The sequence below is a fragment of the Haladaptatus sp. DYF46 genome, assembly GCF_021083305.1.
GTDB lineage: Archaea > Halobacteriota > Halobacteria > Halobacteriales > Haladaptataceae > Haladaptatus.
Map to the genome: position 1 here is coordinate 60,283 of NZ_JAJFAY010000005.1, position 17,929 is coordinate 78,211.

A 17,929-nucleotide genomic window follows, 5' to 3' on the forward strand; every position below is an offset into this window, starting at 1 on the left:
ACGGGACTACGAAGGCGATCATACCCGACCCGTCGTTCTATAGTGAGATCGTAATCGGTGATGCGACTCCGAGACTTCGAGTACCCGGATCACATGCCGTCCAGCGAATCGACAGCGTCCGGGAATGGGCAATCTTCAAGACATCTCAATGGTTCTGCTTGAAATATCACCGAATTTCGTATGGACGGAGAAACCATCCATCACCGAAAGGCCCAGCTCGACAAGGAAGAGCGCGAGCATCTCGAGGACGTCGTCACCGAGATGCGCGACCGCGTCGAGGCGAACGTTCGCTACCAACTCGAAGACGCGGGCCAAACCCAGATTAGTGATGGTGGTGTCTCCGAACGCCAACGGCTACTCTCGGAACTCGCTGCCGACGTTGACGATTATAAGCAACTGGCTACCGACATCTCTGAAGCCTGTGACGAGGTCGCCGCGGACATTCCCTCGAATTGGTCGGACCGAGCACTATCGGAGATCACGACCGCCGGTTACCAACCCAACCCGAAGCACGGCGTGGCGATCAATATCACACCACTCGCGGAGAAGAGTATCGTCCCCGAAATCGTCGAAGAAAAGGTGCTCTGAACCATGCAGGCGAGCAAATCGCTTCCCGACGCCGCGAAGGACATTATCCGAAGGGAGTTCGACCGCGCTGAATCGTCGACCCCGGTGGTCCTCTGGTGGGACGACGGAAACTACCTAGAGGACATCGTCGAGGAGGCCTGTGCCGACCTCGGCGTTCACCTGAAAATCCCCGACGGGACGCCACTCGAACTTCGTGCCGATCCGGTCGACGGCGAACAGGTTTGGTACGTTCCACACGTCAAAGACCTCGCAGACGCCGACGGTGATTACGACTGGTTCCGGGATATCGAACACACGGGCGGCGAGGTGGAGATGAGCATCGAAGACCTCACCGTCCGCGCGTTCGGCCGCGGACAACTCGATGCGTGGGAGTTGAAAAACGCGACGCGTTCTGACGACCCGAAAAAGCGCCGTAAGATCGCACGGATTCTCCACGACCAACTCACCGGGGGGCAGCTTCCGACGCTCGAACAGCTTCGCACGCGGATCGTCACCGGCGGCTACACCGACCCGGTGGCGTTCGTGCTGGAGAACGGCTGGGGAGACATCAAAGACGACCGGGGTACCATCGAGCAGATGGCGGACTTACTGACGACCGACGGCGTCGATGCCGTCGCCAACGAGGACGAGCCGGCGGGCATCGTCACAGCGACACGGCGCTGGGCCGTCGCGGAGTGGCTGATTCACGCCGGTGCCGACGCGGACCGCTTCCCCGAACTGTTTCGCGCGGAGACCGCCGGCGCTCACGACCTCCCCGAACTCAAGTCGGTGCTGAACAACACTACCTCGGCCGGCCGCATCGCCGATCGATACCTCGGGGAAACCGTGTGGCCCGGGGTCGTCGACGGAACCGACGACCCGTGGGAGCTATCGGAGTGTATCGTCGACGGCGCGCTCGAACGGCGTCTCTGGGAGACGTGGATGTCGACCTTCGACGACGGTGACTACGAGATCTGTCTCGATCGCGCCCAAGAGCGGTACGAATCACTTCGCGGGCGGAAGGGATTCCGTGACGAGTACAGGGGTGCCTACGGCCCGGATAGTCCATGGACGGAGACGTGGGAGCAAGCGGTACAAATTGCCCGGGTCGCCCACAGACTCGACACGTGGGACGAGAGCGCTGGCGAAGATGTCGTCTCCGTGTATGCCGACGAGGAGGACGGCACGTGGCAGATCGACGACGCAGTCCTCAACCTCGTCGTCTCCGGAAAACCGGAGACCGGCCTCCCGAACGATCACCCGGCGACCGATTCACTCGGCGACGTGCGAACTGGACTCCAGTCGGAGTACGTCGACTACCTCGAAGACCTCGGTGGTCTCGTCACCGAGACCGTCGAAGCCGGCGCTCCGTTCGTGGAAGAGGATCACGCCCATCAGTTCTTCACGAAGGAATCCGATGGACTGGAAAGCGGACAGACGGTCGCGCTGTTCGTCATCGACGCGCTCCGATTGGATCTCGCCCGGCAGCTCGCGGACGAACTTCGTACTCACGTCGGCGAGTTCTCCGTCGACAAACCTGACTTCGCCGTCGAGGAAAGCGTTTGGCTCGGAACCCTTCCCTCGGAGACCGAGTTCGGGAAGGCGGCGATCACACCGGGTGAAATACAGATGTTCGACATCTCGCTCGTCGACGGCGACCTCCAACCGCTTCGCAACGATCGGCGCGTCACTACCAACCGTCGGGAGTCGCTGCTGGACGGTGACGGCTGGACTGTCACCCGTGATGAAGAGGACGGGTGGCATTCGACGCGGTTGGCGTACTTCAAAAACGACCTCGACGATATGGGAGAGAAGGAACTCACCGACCTCGAAGCGTTGTTGTCCCGGCGCGTCGAATCCCTCGCAGAGTTTATCGCGGATAAACTCGAGCAGTGTGAGTGGGACCAGGCGTACATTCTGACGGACCACGGCTTTGTTCTCCTCCCGGAGGGATTCAAACCGGAGAAAATTCCCCGTCCGGATGTGGCAACGGACTCCAGTCGCCGCTGGATCGCCGGCGAGGAGGTCGGTGAGGGCGAATCGGGCGTCCTCCTCGATTCGAGTACGCGATTGGGATATCTCGATGCCAACGTCAGCGTGCTCGCAAGCCCGCTCAAGCGGTTCAGCAAGAGAGGAGTCGGTGATGACCGCTTCTATCACGGCGGCCTGCTTCCGCAAGAGTTCGTACTGGACTTCATCAGTATCACGCAAGGATGATCGACTCCGTTATGATGAACGTCACTTCCGGAGGACCGAGAACGGATGAGTAGCGTGGAACTCTCTCCCAGTCAACGGGTGATGCTCAACGACGCCCCTGCAGAGGTCATCCGAACGCGGACCGTTGGCGACATCGAGTACCTGCGGGCATTCATCGAAGGAGAGGGGGTCAAGATCGTCTGCCTCGATGACGTAGACGTTCGGCCTCACAAAACCCGATTGTGAGTATGGTAGTTGTATCGGCATCTATCGGCTAGAAACCAGCAGGAGGGGAGAGGTCCTACCGGCCACCGTGTCTGTGGTCGGGAAGCGTGATCAAATCGATGCATGGTTTCGAACTTCTCGTGGCGAAACGCATGCTATGTGGTGAACTCGTCTCGTCGATATGCGTTCAGTAGCGGATTCCAGAGGAGGCTCCTGACTGACGGCTCCGACAATCCAAACACTCTTTACTGATTATCTGTAAGTTGTAAACAGCACAAACACCAATGTCACACACTGCATCCCACGCCAATGGCGATGTCATTCGGGATTTCCTCTCGGTTGCAGACCTCCTCGAAGAGCCACGGTTAGCCCAACTATACGCCTACCTTGCCCGACAGGGTCCAGCAACCGTCCAAGAACTCATGGATGCATTGGACCTCCCGCAAGGAACGGCCTATACGTACGTGAAGCGGCTGGCCGATACAGGTGTTATCGAAGCAACGGGCGACGAGCAACCGCGAACATATGTTGCTCACCCGATCGACCTCACGGTCTCGGCTGGGAATGGAACGCGTGAGTATACGATTACCCCGATGTTGGTGGACGCCGTGAGTCGCCAATCTACCAATGACGATATCGAGACATACATCGCTCGCCACGGCATTGACGGTCTCGCAACAGCACTCACATATACGGTTGCACGTGAGCGCGGTGAAGTAACCCACCGATTGATGGCAGACGATTTGGATATCTCGCCTCTCGCTGCAGAGATCATTCTCCAGGCCCTTCGCCCGGTCGTTCACGATCACATCGACATTGAAGAATCCGGTGCAGTAGGACCTGATCTTGGGCCGGACGAGCAAACTGCAGAGACATCTGATGACACGTGAGCGACATCCATATCGCCGACTCGGGAATGTTCATCGCTCTCGGAAAGCCCACAAACAGTCGCTATCAACATGTGAGAGCGTTTGCCCGACAGAATGATATCGTGTTTCTCCTCCCGGAGCGAGTCTATGAGGAGATTGCAGAGACTACCGGCGAAACCAAGAGACCACCGATTAAGACGGCAATCGAAGAGGGATGGGCACAGGTAGCCGATCCGCTCGACTATACAATTTCAGTCGTATCGCAAGCAATGGATGGCGTCCAGCGATACATCGCGAATGCTGATGACCGACCTGCTGATAAAGTCGAACGAGCAGATGCCGCGCTTGCCGCACTCGCAGCACAACTTCTCAGTACAGGAACGACTACACATGCATACATTTACACAACCGATATCGCTGCAGGGGAAGGTGCCGAAACCGTACTTACATCGCATGGGTATGGCGATGCAGTGACCTTCGTGAACGCTTTCCGATTCATCGAGAATCTTCACAAACTGACAAGCGGTTCGTGGATACTTGCTCACGATCAGAATTACGAAACCGAAGAGAACGTTGACGACAAGTCGCCGAACCTCGCCGCGGAAGCAACCAATGCAGGCCGCCCGCTCTTTACAGTGTCGTAATCACCACCGAACCACTAACCGTAATTGACGATCCGCAAAAGATGAGGGGGTGCAAGTTGCAATCCCTCTGAGGGCGGAATGAACGGTTGGCTACTGAAGGGTGTAATTGCGTCTTCTCTTCGCGGCCCGAAGAGAAGGAAAGAACCAGTTCAGCTGATTACACTGGGCGTCTGAAGGAGATTACGACAGTGTAACCAATTCGCTATCGCCGACGAGAATCGGATCTTTAACGGCGACAATCAGGCTATGATCGCGTTGACGTTGTCTACGTCAATGTCGCTTTGCTGCCAATAGTAGCGATTTTCTCTGAGCGACTATTCCTATGGATTTCACCAACGGCACATGATTTCACAAGAGTCTGCGCCGATAGGTTAGTAGCTAATACTAACCACTAATTGGCGCCAACGACCGTCGAAAACCATCGCAATCCACGGCCATATGAATGAACAGCCAAATCATCTTTGAGTCTCAACTACCAGTATAATGTCTCGGAACGGTGCGCCAAACGACGAGATGCTTAGAGAAGAGCTGGGTGAGTTCGGATTTTCAGATAAAGAGATCGATGTCTATCTCACTCTCCTAGAACGAGGCGAAGCAACCACGGGTGCCATTTCAGAAGACGCTGACGTCACACAGCAAGCGGTATACACCATCACCGACCGGCTGGAAGACCGTAGCTTAGTCCATGTTAACGATCACGCGTCGCCGAAGACAATTCGTGCCATACCACCAGAAGAATCGATGGCAACCCTCGCAAGTCGAATAGATTCGATAACACCAGTTCTCAAAGATCGGTTTAACGACACAGAACCTCGGACCCCGGAGCTGAAGATGGTGAAGTCTCAAAAGACCGCAATCAAACGATTGCGAGACGCCATCTCGAAAGCACAAAGAGAAGTCATCGTTGCGATTCCAGAATATATCTATCCAGAAATTGAATCAGAGCTACAGGCTGCAGCCAAACGAGATCTCCTTGTTTTCCTTCTCGTCCAAGATGTAGATGACCTTGAGGAAGCACGAAATCGATATACAGGTGCCGCAGATGTTGTTCGGTGTTGGAGCGAGAACGTCCTATTCCTGTTTGCAACAGATACCCAGTCAAAAAACCATCAGACAACACAGTCAGTTTTGATAGGTGATGCTCAATTATTGTCTGGAACTCACGATCGCGGCGACGGAGTCGCAGTCTCGGAACAACACTTAGCAGGCTCTGTTCGTGGAATGTTCTTTAGCGCCTATTGGCTGGCAGGGGAGGAAGTCTTCGTCACTGAACCAGATCCGCTCCCGAAAACGTTCGAGTGGTTTTGGCAGGCCGTCCTTCACGCACGGCTGCATCAAAAGTCAGGGGTGGATCTCTGGGCGAACATCGAAACAACCGATGGCCAGACGATCTCTGGGACAGTGAGCCAAATCCGTCAGGCACTTGTCGAACCACCGACTAACGAACATACATTGGAAACAGGTCTCTACATTGAGACCGATGCAGGCGAGGTTAGTGTCGGAGGACAAAATACGATTTTAGAAGATTACGAAGCGACGTCGGTCACTCTTAGGCCCAATTAATCGGTTGACTTGTTCACGGGACAAAGTCCTCTCCAAGTCGCTTCAAGTTCTCGGTGCGCTACGGACGTATCGCACTTTACTGGGATTTTTCATTCACTAGCCACGTTAAACTAGGAAATAATATCAGAAGTTTTCAGATTGTATTAGTGAGTCACGGTATTAGTAAATTTGTTAGACAACATTCGTAAGCATCGTTATCTCTATAATCAAAATTCTCGCCAGAAACTTATTCAAGAGGTAGTTTAAAGATTTTGTTGCGATGGGAAACGAGAACGACTCGACGAAAGCGAATCGCCGAAGTTTCATGAAAACAGCCGCTGGTCTTGGTGTCGCCAGTTTGAGTCTCTCATCGATGGGTGGCTCTGCAACTGCTGTTGAAATAGGGAATACCGACCAATGGACACGCGCAGAAGCAGAGCAGATCAAACTGACTGATGATACCACCGCACCGGTAATCAGCGACAACCCCAACTCGATTTCCGATCAGTATTGGATCTGGGACACGTGGCCGCTTCGGACTCGTGATGGGGCCATTGTGAAGATTAACGGGTGGCAAATCGTCTTCTCACTCACGGCACCCAATGACCTCGTCCCAGGTGCCCGCCACAATGCAGCAACCATCCGGTACTTCTACTCGCGGAACGGTAAGAATTGGCAGGAGGGTGGTAAAGCATTCGACGCCCCACTCGGCCATCATCAATGGGCTGGCTCTGCGATGTATGATCAGACCGAAGAGCAGATTTATCACTTCTACACGGCTGTCAGTCCCGAGCCGGAGTTCCGACAGCGGCCCGCAGTGGGCATCGGTGCTTCGATCGAAACGGGTCCAAAGGGAGTCGAACTGACTGGCGACCAAGAACACGCCATCATGGGTACGCCCGACGGCGAGATGTACCAGACTCTCGAACAGTCTCGCGAGCAAGGTATCGTCTATGCGTTCCGTGACCCGTGGTATTTCAAGCATCCCGAAACGGGTGAAGACCTTGTCGTATTCGAGGCGAACACGCCAACTGGAAGTAAGGATCCAAGCGACCCGAAAAGCTTCAACGGAAACATCGGTGTCATGCGCGCGACGAATGATGAGTTGACCGAGTGGGAACTATTGCCGCCAGTGATGGAAGCGATCGGAACTAACCAACAGCTCGAGCGCCCTCACTTTGTATTCAACGACGGCAAGTGGTATCTGTTCACCATCAGCCATAAATTCACTTTCGCACCTGGTCTGAGTGGTCCTGACGCTCTGTACGGGTTCGTGGGCGATTCACTGTATGATGACTACGAACCGCTTAACGAAAGTGGGCTGGTTATCGCCAACCCCGAAGAACAACCGTTCCAGGCGTATTCGTGGCTTGCGATGCCGCAGGGAGACAACATCTTGGTCGAAAGCTTCGAGAACTTCCGTGGGCTCGACAATACGTCCCGCGGTTCGATCAGCCTCGACGAGGTGGGTTATCTTCCACCAGAAGAGCAAAAGGAACTCTTTGGCGGAACGCTTGCTCCCAGTCTGAAAGTCCAACTTAACGGTACAGAGACGAAGATTGTCGCCGAGCTCAACGACGGTCACTTCTTACCGTCAGTTGGTCGATCGGGCTGAGATCTCACTAAAGGATCAGCCTACAGAATTCGGGAGTTTTCAGTCACAATGGGGCACAAGCCCATCGAGAGGCAATCACCTGCAAGACACAGGCCTGTGACGAACGGATCGACGAACTCGCAAGCAAGGCGTGGCGTGAACGCGGCGAGGCAGGTCGCTACTCACTCTGGTCCAAGGGCAGTGGGGAGATCCGAGCCTATTTAGACGCTTCAGAGCTGGCTGATTGGATTCGCCTGAAAGAATCCGGTGTGAGCAAGAAATACAGCCAAGAACTTGCTCGCCGGACGATGGACGCGATGCACGAGCTCTCGAATGTGGCCACCTGTTTGTGGTCGGGACAGCCGGTGCGTGAGACTCGCATCATAGAATGCGACAACAGAGTTTTCCCGTTCGGCTCACAATGTACACACATGAGTTCGGATACAGGGGAGAAAAAGCGAGTCCAATTTCGTGCCCCCGAGCGGCTCGTCCAGCAAACGGATACGCTCGCCACCGTCTTAGAGACTGATCGGACGACAGTCATTCTCTCGGCACTCCGGAACTATCTTCGTGATGCCGCACACAACGACGAACTCAAACAAGAGATCGCAGAAGCATTCTACAGCAACGATATTACGTTTACACAGTTGAAGGACCTTGTTGGTCACGAAGAAGCTGCCAACTTCCGAATTCTCAAAGAGCAACTCGAGGACGAATTCATTGACGAGACCGCCGAGGAGCTAGCTGATTCGTAGATGCAGGTTGTCGCAGACACATCTGCTCTTGTGAGCCTCGGCACGGTCGCCGATCACACGTGGAACCCACTCGACCATCTCCTTGCGACTCACACGATCATCGTTCCAACACTGGTCTTCGATGAGTTAGAGGAGACGGCAGCGTATGATGATGCGTCGGGACACGGCGCAAAACAGGTTCTTGATCGACGGGAGGACTTTGACGAACGAGCTGTCGACCTCGATGAGTCATTCCCACTAGACGATGGCGAGAACGCCGCCGTGACACTCACGAACGAACGCAACGCGACGCAGTTTCTGTGTGATGAGTTCAATCGGCTTGCCCTCATCCATGCGTCACTCGTTGATACTCGGCTTGTGACCACGCCGATGCTGCTTGTTGCTCTCGTGCGAAACGAGATTGTATCACCAGCTGATGCGGAGTCGTTACTCGATGAAATGAGTACGGCACGAAGTTGGTCGAAGAACACCTATGTACAACGTGCGAGAGTTGTCTTGAATAGCTAGTGAGAATAGCTAGTGACGTCCCCGATTCGTTTGGTCGAACGCTGTTCGTCAATTCTTCGAAACGGTCCAGTGTTCGGAACAGAACACAGAGCTCGTTAACTTCCGCGAGAAACGAGCCGAGAGTCAGCAAGTCGAAGACAAGTAGGTAGCGTTGGCGTTTCGTACGATCCGCCGGATGTGTATATGTCCCCTAGTGGTGGAGTCACAGATGCAGATTGGGACTGGACGATCAACAACGGTAATTCTTCAACTCAAACATACGAGGTGGCAAGTTCCGCACTTATGGGCAGGGATCCAGATTACCTCGAGATCATCTGTAAGGATCATGCCGAATGGAACTACTCCACGTTCCTCGACGATGCGAGCTACTCGGGAACTCATACCTTACGGTTCGGATAGCCACGTAACTGAAGTCGATGACTTTATCTATTAATAAGTTTTTATAATCACAAGACACATACAGCTACAAGATAATATTTGAGTATGAGTCGCATCGCCTCAAAAAGAGTTGGGATATTCATAGTGGTCGTAGTGCTCGCAGCACTCATCGCGGGAGTCAATTCGGGCTTAGTCAGCTCTAATAACAAATCAGTCGACAAGGACCAGATTTCGGTGGGGCAGGAGTACACCTGCACTGGTCAACAGGAGAAGCGATGTTCGGCCACGATTGATTTGGATCGAAAGGGCAGTGCCGACCAGGTGTACGTCAAAGTCATTCCTGACGATGGTGACACCTACCAGAAAGAATTGGTTGAATCCGGTGGCTCTGTATCGCTCACCGATCTAAGCCCTCACGATGAAATCGAAGTATGGGTAGTCTCTACTGATGATGAATACCTGTTCACAGAGGTTCCCGTAGAGGGAAATTCTGAGAACTGACGGAGTCAGGTTGCTGCTGACCGTCGCATATTCGAGCTATCTATCTTTGAGGAGAAGATCTCGCCGTTTACGGCGGGAGTGAATCCGACAACTCCGACACCAACCACCGTCGATGGTAGGCCGGATATTCCACGTGAGTTCAAACCAATAAGTGAGTGTTCCAATATATCCTATGTGAGGAAATTGATATCACTCGGACTTACGTTGGTCCCATCCAGAACCATCGGCATGTCTGTGAGGGCCTTGATTCGCTCGAAGATTCTGCCTCAAAAATCTGGGACGTCGCACGATGGGCAGCAGACCGCGTATGGGAAGCAACCGGTAAAATCCCTGATGCGGGCGTACTGAAGGCGTACATAAGATCCAAGCTGTTGGAAAGAATTGAACGTGCAATCCAGTCAGAAGGTCATCGAAGAACTTTCTAACGCTTTCCAGTCATGGTTCGACCTGCGACACAAATACGACGAGGTGAATCCGCCCAGCTTCTGCAACCACGGCGACACCCGACCGCGTAGTACGGTCACGTTCAAAGTAGACGGCTTCAAACACGATCCAGAGAGCGGCACTGTCTAGTTTAGCTCCTCCTCGACAGGTGGTCGGTTGTTGAGTGATTGATACGATTTCTGATGGGAATAGTAATGCACAAATCGTTCAAGACACCCCTGGACGCTCGGCCGACTGCCCACCCACGACGTATGGAAACGGTCGATGCGCTGTTTGAGCGTGTGAAACCACTTTTCGGTCAGGTTTCGCTCCGTGTAGTCGAGCCGACCGCTCAACCCAATTCGAAAGAGGGCAGTCCGATAGCCGTAGCCATCCACGAGAAATCCAGTATCATACTCATTTAGCTCCTCACTCGCTAACTACACCCGCTCTCGCGACTGCTTTGCATCATCGACCATCACATACGACACACACTGTCCAGGCGCACGCGCCAACCCTAAATCAGCCGCTCGCTCTAGCGCCGCCACACACCGGGCCGACTGTGTGTAGTTCTCTCGGTTTGGAAAACGAGATTCATGAGCATCACCCTACTCGAAGAAATCTGACTCGGACGGTGGGAGGGAACGAATGCTTCTGTTTGGATCGCGTAGAAAAGAGACTCCTACTGAAGGCAAAAGATTTCCAGGCAGCTACTTGCTGTTTTTGAGTTTGATTTGGCCGCGCATCGTTTGCGGATGATATTCACACTTGTATTTCGCCATCTTTTCAGACGCAGTAAATGTCATCGTAACCGTCTCGCCTTTCTCTTCGGCATCATCGCTCTTTTTCAATTCTTCTCCATTCTTGTCCAAGAGCATAAGTTCGTGTTCTTTGCCGTCAAGGTTCTTCCAGGTGAGTTTGTACTTTTGACCTGGTTTCAGGGAGAGAGTCGGGTTCTTCTTGTCCTTGATCGAATCAGGTGCACGACCCATCCAGCCCTCTTTCTTCGCACCAAGTCGAATTTCTTTTTGACTCCCACCGCCACCATTCTTTCCCGAATCCTCGTTCTTGTTCTCTTTCGATCCACCAGTACAGCCAGCGAGGGCAGTAATTGCGATAGCACCGCTGGAGAGCAGGACGGTTCGCCGGGACCGCTGGTTTGTGTTGGACATTGCTGGATATGCCAATGACGTACCGATGGCAAGATAAGTTTCGGCCACCCATATTTAGAGATTAATTATAATTGGAGCGTAATTATACGACGTTAGAACAGTGTGAAGAGGCCACACCGAAACGCTACTAAGGTTTTTGCCCCTATTGTGAGTCTAATTGAGGGGCAGCTCACTCAATTTGCGAGAGTTATCGACGACTCACCGTACTTTGTGGCGCTCCCGCCGATTGGAGAAAGCTCCCAAGAAGAGGAGTGCACTTGCCGCGAGGAACGTACTGCCAACGGATGACGACGGAATCATGAACGACCAATAAACTGGCGTGACGGCTGTGTCGAACAGGACACTGAGGGCGCGATAGAAAGCTGGTGCACAGCAACAACAAGCAGTCGCACCGGATGCAGCGAGTGACCCTGAAAAGAGCTGTTTCCCAGCCACAGAACCTGCTGTACTCCACTGCTGAACCACCACAGCGACGTTCAACCCGATCGATCAATCTTCCTAAAATGCCCATCAACACCAGGGTTCCAACCGAGAGATAGCCAGTAAAGGGAATTGGCGGGAAGTACCACTCAACCGCAGGCCAGACGACGAGCGGACTCGCCACTTGGTAGGGAATCAGAAACGCCTTCGTCGGTGCGTTAATCCCGGTATCGGTATTGTCTGGCTTATCACTCGACGACCAGAAAACACGATTCTCAGATTGCACTATCGCTCATCAAGCGGAATACTGAGAATGTGGCGATTCTCCTCGGCGACAAAGGATACGACGACCAGAAGGTTCGCACATTAGCGCGTACAACTGGTGTTCGACCGCTCATCAAGCACCGCGAGTTTTCATCGCTACAGAAGGCATGGAACGCTCGGCTGGATGCCGATCTCTACGGTCAGCGCAGTCAGAACGAGACGGTGAACTCCCGACTCAAACGCAAGTACAGTGCATTTGTCCGCTCACGTCGCTGGTGGAAGCAGTTCCGAGAACTCGTTGTCAGCTGTCTCACTCACAATATCGACAAGGCACTCTGAACGTTAGATAGAGCCTCTACGCTGACCGGTCGCCACAAGTGAGTAGACAGTGTAGGTCTATCAGCTGGCTCTCGTCGAATCCTCAGTTCTCCCGAAGATATACATCCACAGTTGTATGAGTGATAGATATGTCCACGCTTCGGTCTGTCCTTCTCGACTGGAACCTAAACCGAGTGACGAGAATTGCCGTGAGCGGTGCCGCGGTTTTCCTCGCAATTCGAGTTACTGATGGGCTCTTGATTGGACTCGGAGTAGCAGTCGTACTGGCAATGATGCTTGATATTCCGTGGTGGCTGTATGACCGCTCCGCACAGTCCGATGAGTGATACGCAGTGCTACCGAACGGCTGTTTTAGAGAGAGTGGAGTCGAACTAATAGGATTTCAACAAAGCCGGCCGAAGTTATTTCCTTCTCTCTGGCCACGTATTCGGTATGGTAACTATCGACATCAACTGCGACATGGGGGAAAGCTTCGGGAACTGGACGATGGGACGGGACGAAGAAGTGATGCCATACATCACATCCGCCAATATTGCAGGAGGATATCATGCAGGCGACCCACACGTGATGGACGACACTGTTGCTCTCGCTGCGGAACACGGCGTTGGAATCGGAGTACACCCCGGCCTCCCCGACAAGATGGGGTTCGGGCGTCGAACGATGGCCGCGAGTCCCGAGGAAGTTCGCGACTACGTCACCTATCAGTTGGGCGCGTTGCAAGCGTTTGCCGAGCGGCACGGAACGACCGTCCAACACGTCAAACCGCACGGTGCGATGTATTCGATGCTCTCGGAGAGCGATGAGCACGCTCGGGCGGTAATGGACGGTATTCTCGACGTGAACGAGGACCTCATTTACCTCGCGACGGATATGAACATCTACGAGGTCGCACAGGAGTACGACGAACTTCGCTCCGTGTTCGAGGGATACGTGGATCTCACGTACCGTCCGGACCGAAGTCTCATCGTCGAACAACAGATGGAACCGAAAGATCCGAATCTGGTCGCCGAGCGATTTTTCGATATCGCAATCGATGGGAAAGTGACCGCCGAAGACGGGACGGAAATCGACGTTCCTGCAAAGAGTATCTGTATTCACGGCGATGGACCGAACGCGGTTGAACTGCTCGAAACCATTCACCAACAGGTGGACGAACACGATATCCAACTCACGTCACTCGACGAAATCGCATAAACGTGCACAACCACCGGGGTATCAAACTCGTGCAACGGTTTTGACCCGTGTTTGATGAACTCTCGCCTCCTCACTCCGCTTGCTCGGATGGCATACTAAACTCCTCATCGATATACTTGGTAGTATATTCGCCATCGCGGAAGGCATCGTCATCAAGCATCGCTAAGTGGAATGGAATAGTGGATGGGACACCTTCTATTTCAGCCTCCTGAAGCACGCGTCTCGCTCGTTGGAGGAGTTGTGGTCGGTCTTCCGCGGAGACGATGAACTTGGCAATAAGGGAGTCGTAGTAGGGACTAATCTCGTCACCTTCGTCGACTCCGTCGTCGACACGGGTTCCAATGCCACGCGGTTGTCGATATCGGTCAACCGTCCCTGGCATCGGTGCGAATTCGTTAGACGGGTTTTCCGCGTTGATACGGAATTCCATCGCAGTGCCACGGGATCGGATATCTGTTTGCTCGAACGTGAGCGGTTCCCCCGCGGCCACTTTGAGTTGCCACTGGACGAGGTCGAGTCCCGTGACAATCTCCGAGATCGGATGTTCGACCTGAATTCTCGCATTCACCTCGAGGAAATAGAACTCGCCATCCTCGTAGAGGAACTCCACCGTTCCTGCATTAACATAGTCCGCTTCAGCAGCTCCCTTTCGCGCTGCATTCCGTATGTTCTCTCGCTCTGTCGCGGTCAATGCCGGACTCGGCGTCTCTTCGATGAGCTTCTGCTGTCGTCGCTGGATACTGCAGTCGCGCTCGCCAAGGTCCCGGACGTTACCGTGTTCATCACACAGGATTTGGACTTCGATATGTCGAGGGTTTTCGAGGTAGCGTTCGAGGTACACGTTCGAGTTGTCGAAGTACGCCTCCCCCTCTCGTTTCGCGTTCGTAAACTGCTCTTCGATTTCGCCCTCCTCGTGGACGACTTTGAGACCTCTCCCACCGCCCCCGCCATCGGCTTTGATTGCGATCGGATAACCATGTTCGTGACCGAATTGGCGTATCTTTTCGATGTCTGTGACCGGTTCTGTCGTGCCAGGAACGATCGGGACATCGGCTCGCTGCATTATTTTCCGAGCTTTCGTTTTTTCACCGAACTGCTCCATAACCAGACTCGGTGGACCGACCCAGACGAAATCACTCTCTTCGACTGCTGCAGCGAACGATTTGCTCTCGGCGAGGAATCCATACCCCGGGTGGATGGCATCGACCTTTGCTTTTCGAGCAGCGTCGAGGAGCGAGTCCTGGTTGAGATAACTCTCGCGGGCGACAGAGGGACCGATGTGGTACGCTTCATCCGCCAAGCGAACGTGGCGTGCGTTTTCGTCCGCGTCGCTATAGACGGCTATCGACTCGATATCGAGTTCGTTGCAAGCTTGGATGACGCGGACGGCAATCTCACCACGATTCGCGACCATTACACGATCAAACATTGTATATGAGTATCGGTCCCGCGGCATATAATACCGAAGTAGCCCACACGTCTTCCAGCGGACTACACTTCAAAAATGGATTCCACCGAGTTGCTACCCGGCGATAACTATACGGTTCCGCATGAGGTGTGTTTGTTTATACCATGACCGGATCACAAATCCAACGAACGGAGTTACCGTCACCACGGTACGAATACGGCGGTGACGACCACATCTTCGTCGAGTTAGACCAGGAGATGAGTTTCGACGCCAACTTCAAGGCGATGGCAATTACACAACAGATTCGGGAGATGGATCTGGCCGGACTTATCGATGTGTGTCCTGCGAACGCGTCCTACCTGCTTCACTTCGATCCGGACCTGATCGAGCCGGACGCGCTCGTTGCCAAACTGAAAGACCTCGACCGTGAGATACACCTCTCGGAATACGAGTGGGAGACTCGCATCATCGACTTTCCCGTACTCTATGACGATCCATGGACACATGAAACGCTGATGCGTTTCCGTGACAACCATCAAGATCCGAACGCGACGGATTTGGAGTATTCGGCACGTATCAACGGGTTCGAAACTCCGGAGGCATTCATCGATGCACACGCGGGGACCCCGCATATGGTGACGATGATCGGATTCGTGCCGGGCCTCCCGTGGACGTTCCAAATGGTCCCGCGCGATGAGCAGATCGAAGTTCCGAAATACGTTCAACCGAGAACCGATACCCCGAGTCGGGCGATCGGCTATGGGGGGGCGTTCACGGCGATTTATCCGGTTCAGGGAGCTGGCGGTTATCAGTTGTTCGGTCGAACCCCTGTCGAGGTATTGGATGTCGAGCAGAACCTCCCCGACTTCACGGAGTCGATGGTGTTCCCACAGCCCGGAGATATAATGAAATTCAGAAAAATCGACCGTGATGAGTACGACCGCATTCGGACGGAAATCGACGATGGGACGTTCGAATACCGGTACGAATCGGTCAAATTCTCTCCCGAGGAGTTTTTCCAGGACCCTGAGACGTACAACGAGGAACTCGTGGAGGTGCTGTACGAATGATCGAAGTGTTGGAATCCGGAATTTCGACTACGGTCCAAGATCTCGGCCGATTTGGTCACTATCACATCGGAATGCCACCATCCGGAGCAATGGACCTGCTCTCCCACAAGGTCGCAAATTATCTCGTCGGTAACGATGAAGGCGAAGCGACGCTGGAAGTCACGTATCAAGGTCCAGATCTCAAATTCGACGTGGACACCGTCATCGCCATAGCCGGTGCCGATATGGACGCAACGATAAATGACGAATCAGTCGATACTTGGGAATCATACCAGATCGATGCTGGAGACGTCCTGTCGTTCAACTTTTCGACCGAGGGTGCCCGAAGTTACCTCGCCGTTCAGGGTGGAATCGATGTACCGCTCATGATGGAAAGCCGGTCGACGTACACACTTATCGGAATCGGTGGCCACGAAGGGAGATCACTCGAAAGTGGAGACACACTCCCAATCGGGAACGTGGATGGCGATTCGGTACATGACAAGAGGCGTGTGCCCAATGAACTCCGACCGGGATACAGTGATATGGCCCCAATTCGCGTCGTCATGGGCTTGTGTGACTATCGACTCACCGACGAGAGTAAGGCGGAGTTTTTGGACGCCAAGTGGACTGTGACGCCCGAGGCAGACCGTGTCGGGTATCGGGTGGAGGGAATCGATCTCGAGTTTATCGAACGGGAACAACCCTTCGGTGCGGGACCGGACCCTTCGAACGTCGTGGATTTGGGCTATCCAGTCGGATCGATTCAAGTTCCAGAACAGCCCATCGTTCTGATGCGGGACGCTGTGACTGGTGGAGGCTATGCGACGATTGGAACGGTTATCAGCCCCGACCGAAACCGCCTCGCGCAACATCGAACGCATCAGTCGTTTTCCTTCGAAGCTGTGACCATCGACGAGGCACTTACTGCACGAACCGAGCACACCGAACGACTCGAGGCAATTCAATCCACACTCAGCGAATGATACAATCATCAAATAAAACCCGGTCACGACGCTCTATCGGACGAAGCATATACAAACATATCCGGAGTATCGATACTGATGATACAATGGAGCGTGGATCATGACTGAACAAATCACGATGCAATCCCCGATGCCCGGCGTGTTTTACCGCCGGCCGGACCCGGACGAAGACCTGTTCGCCACGGAGGGAGATTTCGTCGAAGCAGGGGATGTTATTGGTCTCGTTGGTGTGATGAAGAACTTCCACGACATCACGGCTGAACAGTCGGGAACGATCACCCGGTATTTCGTGGACAACGAATCGGAAGTCGATGCGGGACAGGATTTGGTCGAAATCGAGATTAGCGAGTGAGAGATACGATCATTCGATAGTTCATTAGCCGCCGGATTGTCAGTTTCGGGTACATGATTGGAAAGCACGGTCCGCTGTCGAAGCAACCATATTGTTCGTCACGTTGTGCAGTGTGACGACGTAGTGGTGCTCAGCGAGGTTCTCGTGGATCTCGTTAGTCATCTCGACTAGTCTGGTGAATTTGACTCGAAAACCAAACTGGTCGGCCCGAGTGTGCATCTCTGTCACTTGGTCGATATCGACGGCGAAACCAACCAGTGTCAGCACAAGTAGCAAGTTCCGAATCGGTATGAACCGGCTGGTTGGAGTCTACTTCAGCGAACTACGGGTAGGGGTCTGCTCTCGTACTGTCGAACTCGTCTCATACCCGGCCAGACTCACCCCAGCGATGAACGCAACCACGGCCCCTGCTCCCATCGCTGGCCAGCGAGATAGACCGGTTGCAAGTGATATTTGAAGCGTCATTTGTGCGAGTACGATTCCCGCAACGATGATGAACATTCGGGTCGTCGATCGATCCATCGACGTATCCGGGTGTAGATGC

15 protein-coding genes and 4 pseudogenes are annotated in these 17,929 nt (G+C 53.9%); 16 read left to right on the top strand and 3 right to left on the bottom strand.

Annotated features, from left to right (window positions below):
• Positions 1-180 precede the first annotated feature (180 nt).
• The 10 genes and pseudogenes from LJF34_RS20435 to LJF34_RS20480 all read left to right on the top strand — a co-directional run bounded on the left by LJF34_RS20435 (position 181) and on the right by LJF34_RS20480 (position 9,778).
• Complete coding sequence (locus LJF34_RS20435) at positions 181-588, top strand: hypothetical protein (protein ID WP_231187345.1); 408 nt, start codon at positions 181-183, stop codon at positions 586-588.
• Positions 589-591: 3 nt separating this feature from the next.
• Entirely contained in the window at positions 592-2,784 is a 2,193-nt protein-coding gene (gene pglZ / locus LJF34_RS20440) for a BREX-5 system phosphatase PglZ (RefSeq protein WP_231187347.1), read from the top strand.
• A gap of 45 nt (positions 2,785-2,829) precedes the next feature.
• Positions 2,830-3,009 carry a hypothetical protein gene (locus LJF34_RS20445; protein ID WP_231187348.1) on the top strand — a complete coding sequence of 60 codons (180 nt, stop codon included), beginning with the start codon at positions 2,830-2,832 and terminating at the stop codon, positions 3,007-3,009.
• A 263-nt stretch (positions 3,010-3,272) separates the two neighbouring features.
• Positions 3,273-3,878, top strand: a complete 606-nt coding sequence (locus LJF34_RS20450; protein WP_231187350.1) for a helix-turn-helix domain-containing protein — start codon at positions 3,273-3,275, stop codon at positions 3,876-3,878.
• Positions 3,875-4,366, top strand: a pseudogene (locus LJF34_RS20455) (hypothetical protein); the annotation flags it as partial. The gene LJF34_RS20450 and the pseudogene LJF34_RS20455, both read left to right, overlap by 4 nt.
• A 618-nt stretch (positions 4,367-4,984) precedes the next feature.
• Complete coding sequence (locus LJF34_RS20460; RefSeq protein ID WP_231187352.1) at positions 4,985-6,064, top strand: TrmB family transcriptional regulator sugar-binding domain-containing protein; 1,080 nt, start codon at positions 4,985-4,987, stop codon at positions 6,062-6,064.
• 259 nt (positions 6,065-6,323) lie between these two features.
• Positions 6,324-7,658, top strand: coding sequence for a glycoside hydrolase family 68 protein (locus tag LJF34_RS20465; RefSeq protein ID WP_231187354.1), 1,335 nt, complete (start codon positions 6,324-6,326; stop codon positions 7,656-7,658).
• A gap of 410 nt (positions 7,659-8,068) precedes the next feature.
• Complete coding sequence (locus tag LJF34_RS20470; protein WP_231187356.1) at positions 8,069-8,392, top strand: hypothetical protein; 324 nt, start codon at positions 8,069-8,071, stop codon at positions 8,390-8,392.
• The gene (locus LJF34_RS20475; protein ID WP_231187357.1) at positions 8,393-8,899 is read left to right on the top strand and encodes a hypothetical protein; all 507 of its coding nucleotides are present in this window, start codon (positions 8,393-8,395) and stop codon (positions 8,897-8,899) included.
• 483 nt (positions 8,900-9,382) lie between these two features.
• Positions 9,383-9,778, top strand: coding sequence for a hypothetical protein (locus LJF34_RS20480; RefSeq protein ID WP_231187358.1), 396 nt, complete (start codon positions 9,383-9,385; stop codon positions 9,776-9,778).
• Positions 9,779-10,347: 569 nt separating this feature from the next.
• Here the strand turns inward: LJF34_RS20480 and LJF34_RS20485 are convergent.
• Positions 10,348-10,614 (bottom strand): annotated as a pseudogene (locus tag LJF34_RS20485) (DDE-type integrase/transposase/recombinase); the annotation flags it as partial.
• Positions 10,615-10,911: 297 nt separating this feature from the next.
• Positions 10,912-11,373, bottom strand: a complete 462-nt coding sequence (locus LJF34_RS20490; protein ID WP_231187359.1) for a plastocyanin/azurin family copper-binding protein — start codon at positions 11,371-11,373, stop codon at positions 10,912-10,914.
• Between the two features lie 669 nt (positions 11,374-12,042).
• On the opposite strand from LJF34_RS20490, the pseudogene LJF34_RS20495 reads away from it, so the two are divergent.
• The 3 genes and pseudogenes from LJF34_RS20495 to LJF34_RS20505 all read left to right on the top strand — a co-directional run.
• Positions 12,043-12,396: pseudogene (locus LJF34_RS20495) on the top strand (transposase); the annotation flags it as partial.
• A gap of 128 nt (positions 12,397-12,524) precedes the next feature.
• Positions 12,525-12,722, top strand: a complete 198-nt coding sequence (locus tag LJF34_RS20500) for a hypothetical protein (RefSeq protein ID WP_231187360.1) — start codon at positions 12,525-12,527, stop codon at positions 12,720-12,722.
• 106 nt (positions 12,723-12,828) lie between these two features.
• Positions 12,829-13,590, top strand: coding sequence for a 5-oxoprolinase subunit PxpA (locus tag LJF34_RS20505; RefSeq protein ID WP_231187361.1), 762 nt, complete (start codon positions 12,829-12,831; stop codon positions 13,588-13,590).
• A gap of 100 nt (positions 13,591-13,690) precedes the next feature.
• Here the strand turns inward: LJF34_RS20505 and LJF34_RS20510 are convergent.
• Positions 13,691-15,019: pseudogene (locus tag LJF34_RS20510) on the bottom strand (acetyl-CoA carboxylase biotin carboxylase subunit); the annotation flags it as partial.
• A 143-nt stretch (positions 15,020-15,162) separates the two neighbouring features.
• Between LJF34_RS20510 and LJF34_RS20515 the strand changes: the two are divergent.
• The 3 genes from LJF34_RS20515 (at position 15,163) to LJF34_RS20525 (ending at position 17,385) form a co-directional block, all read left to right on the top strand.
• Positions 15,163-16,068, top strand: a complete 906-nt coding sequence (locus tag LJF34_RS20515; RefSeq protein WP_231187362.1) for a carboxyltransferase domain-containing protein — start codon at positions 15,163-15,165, stop codon at positions 16,066-16,068.
• Positions 16,065-17,033, top strand: a complete 969-nt coding sequence (locus tag LJF34_RS20520; RefSeq protein ID WP_231187363.1) for a biotin-dependent carboxyltransferase family protein — start codon at positions 16,065-16,067, stop codon at positions 17,031-17,033. Before LJF34_RS20515 ends, LJF34_RS20520 begins: the two co-directional genes overlap by 4 nt.
• Positions 17,034-17,133: 100 nt before the next feature.
• Positions 17,134-17,385: an acetyl-CoA carboxylase gene (locus tag LJF34_RS20525; RefSeq protein WP_231187364.1), complete on the top strand. Its 252-nt coding sequence runs from the start codon at positions 17,134-17,136 to the stop codon at positions 17,383-17,385.
• Positions 17,386-17,929 lie beyond the last annotated feature (544 nt).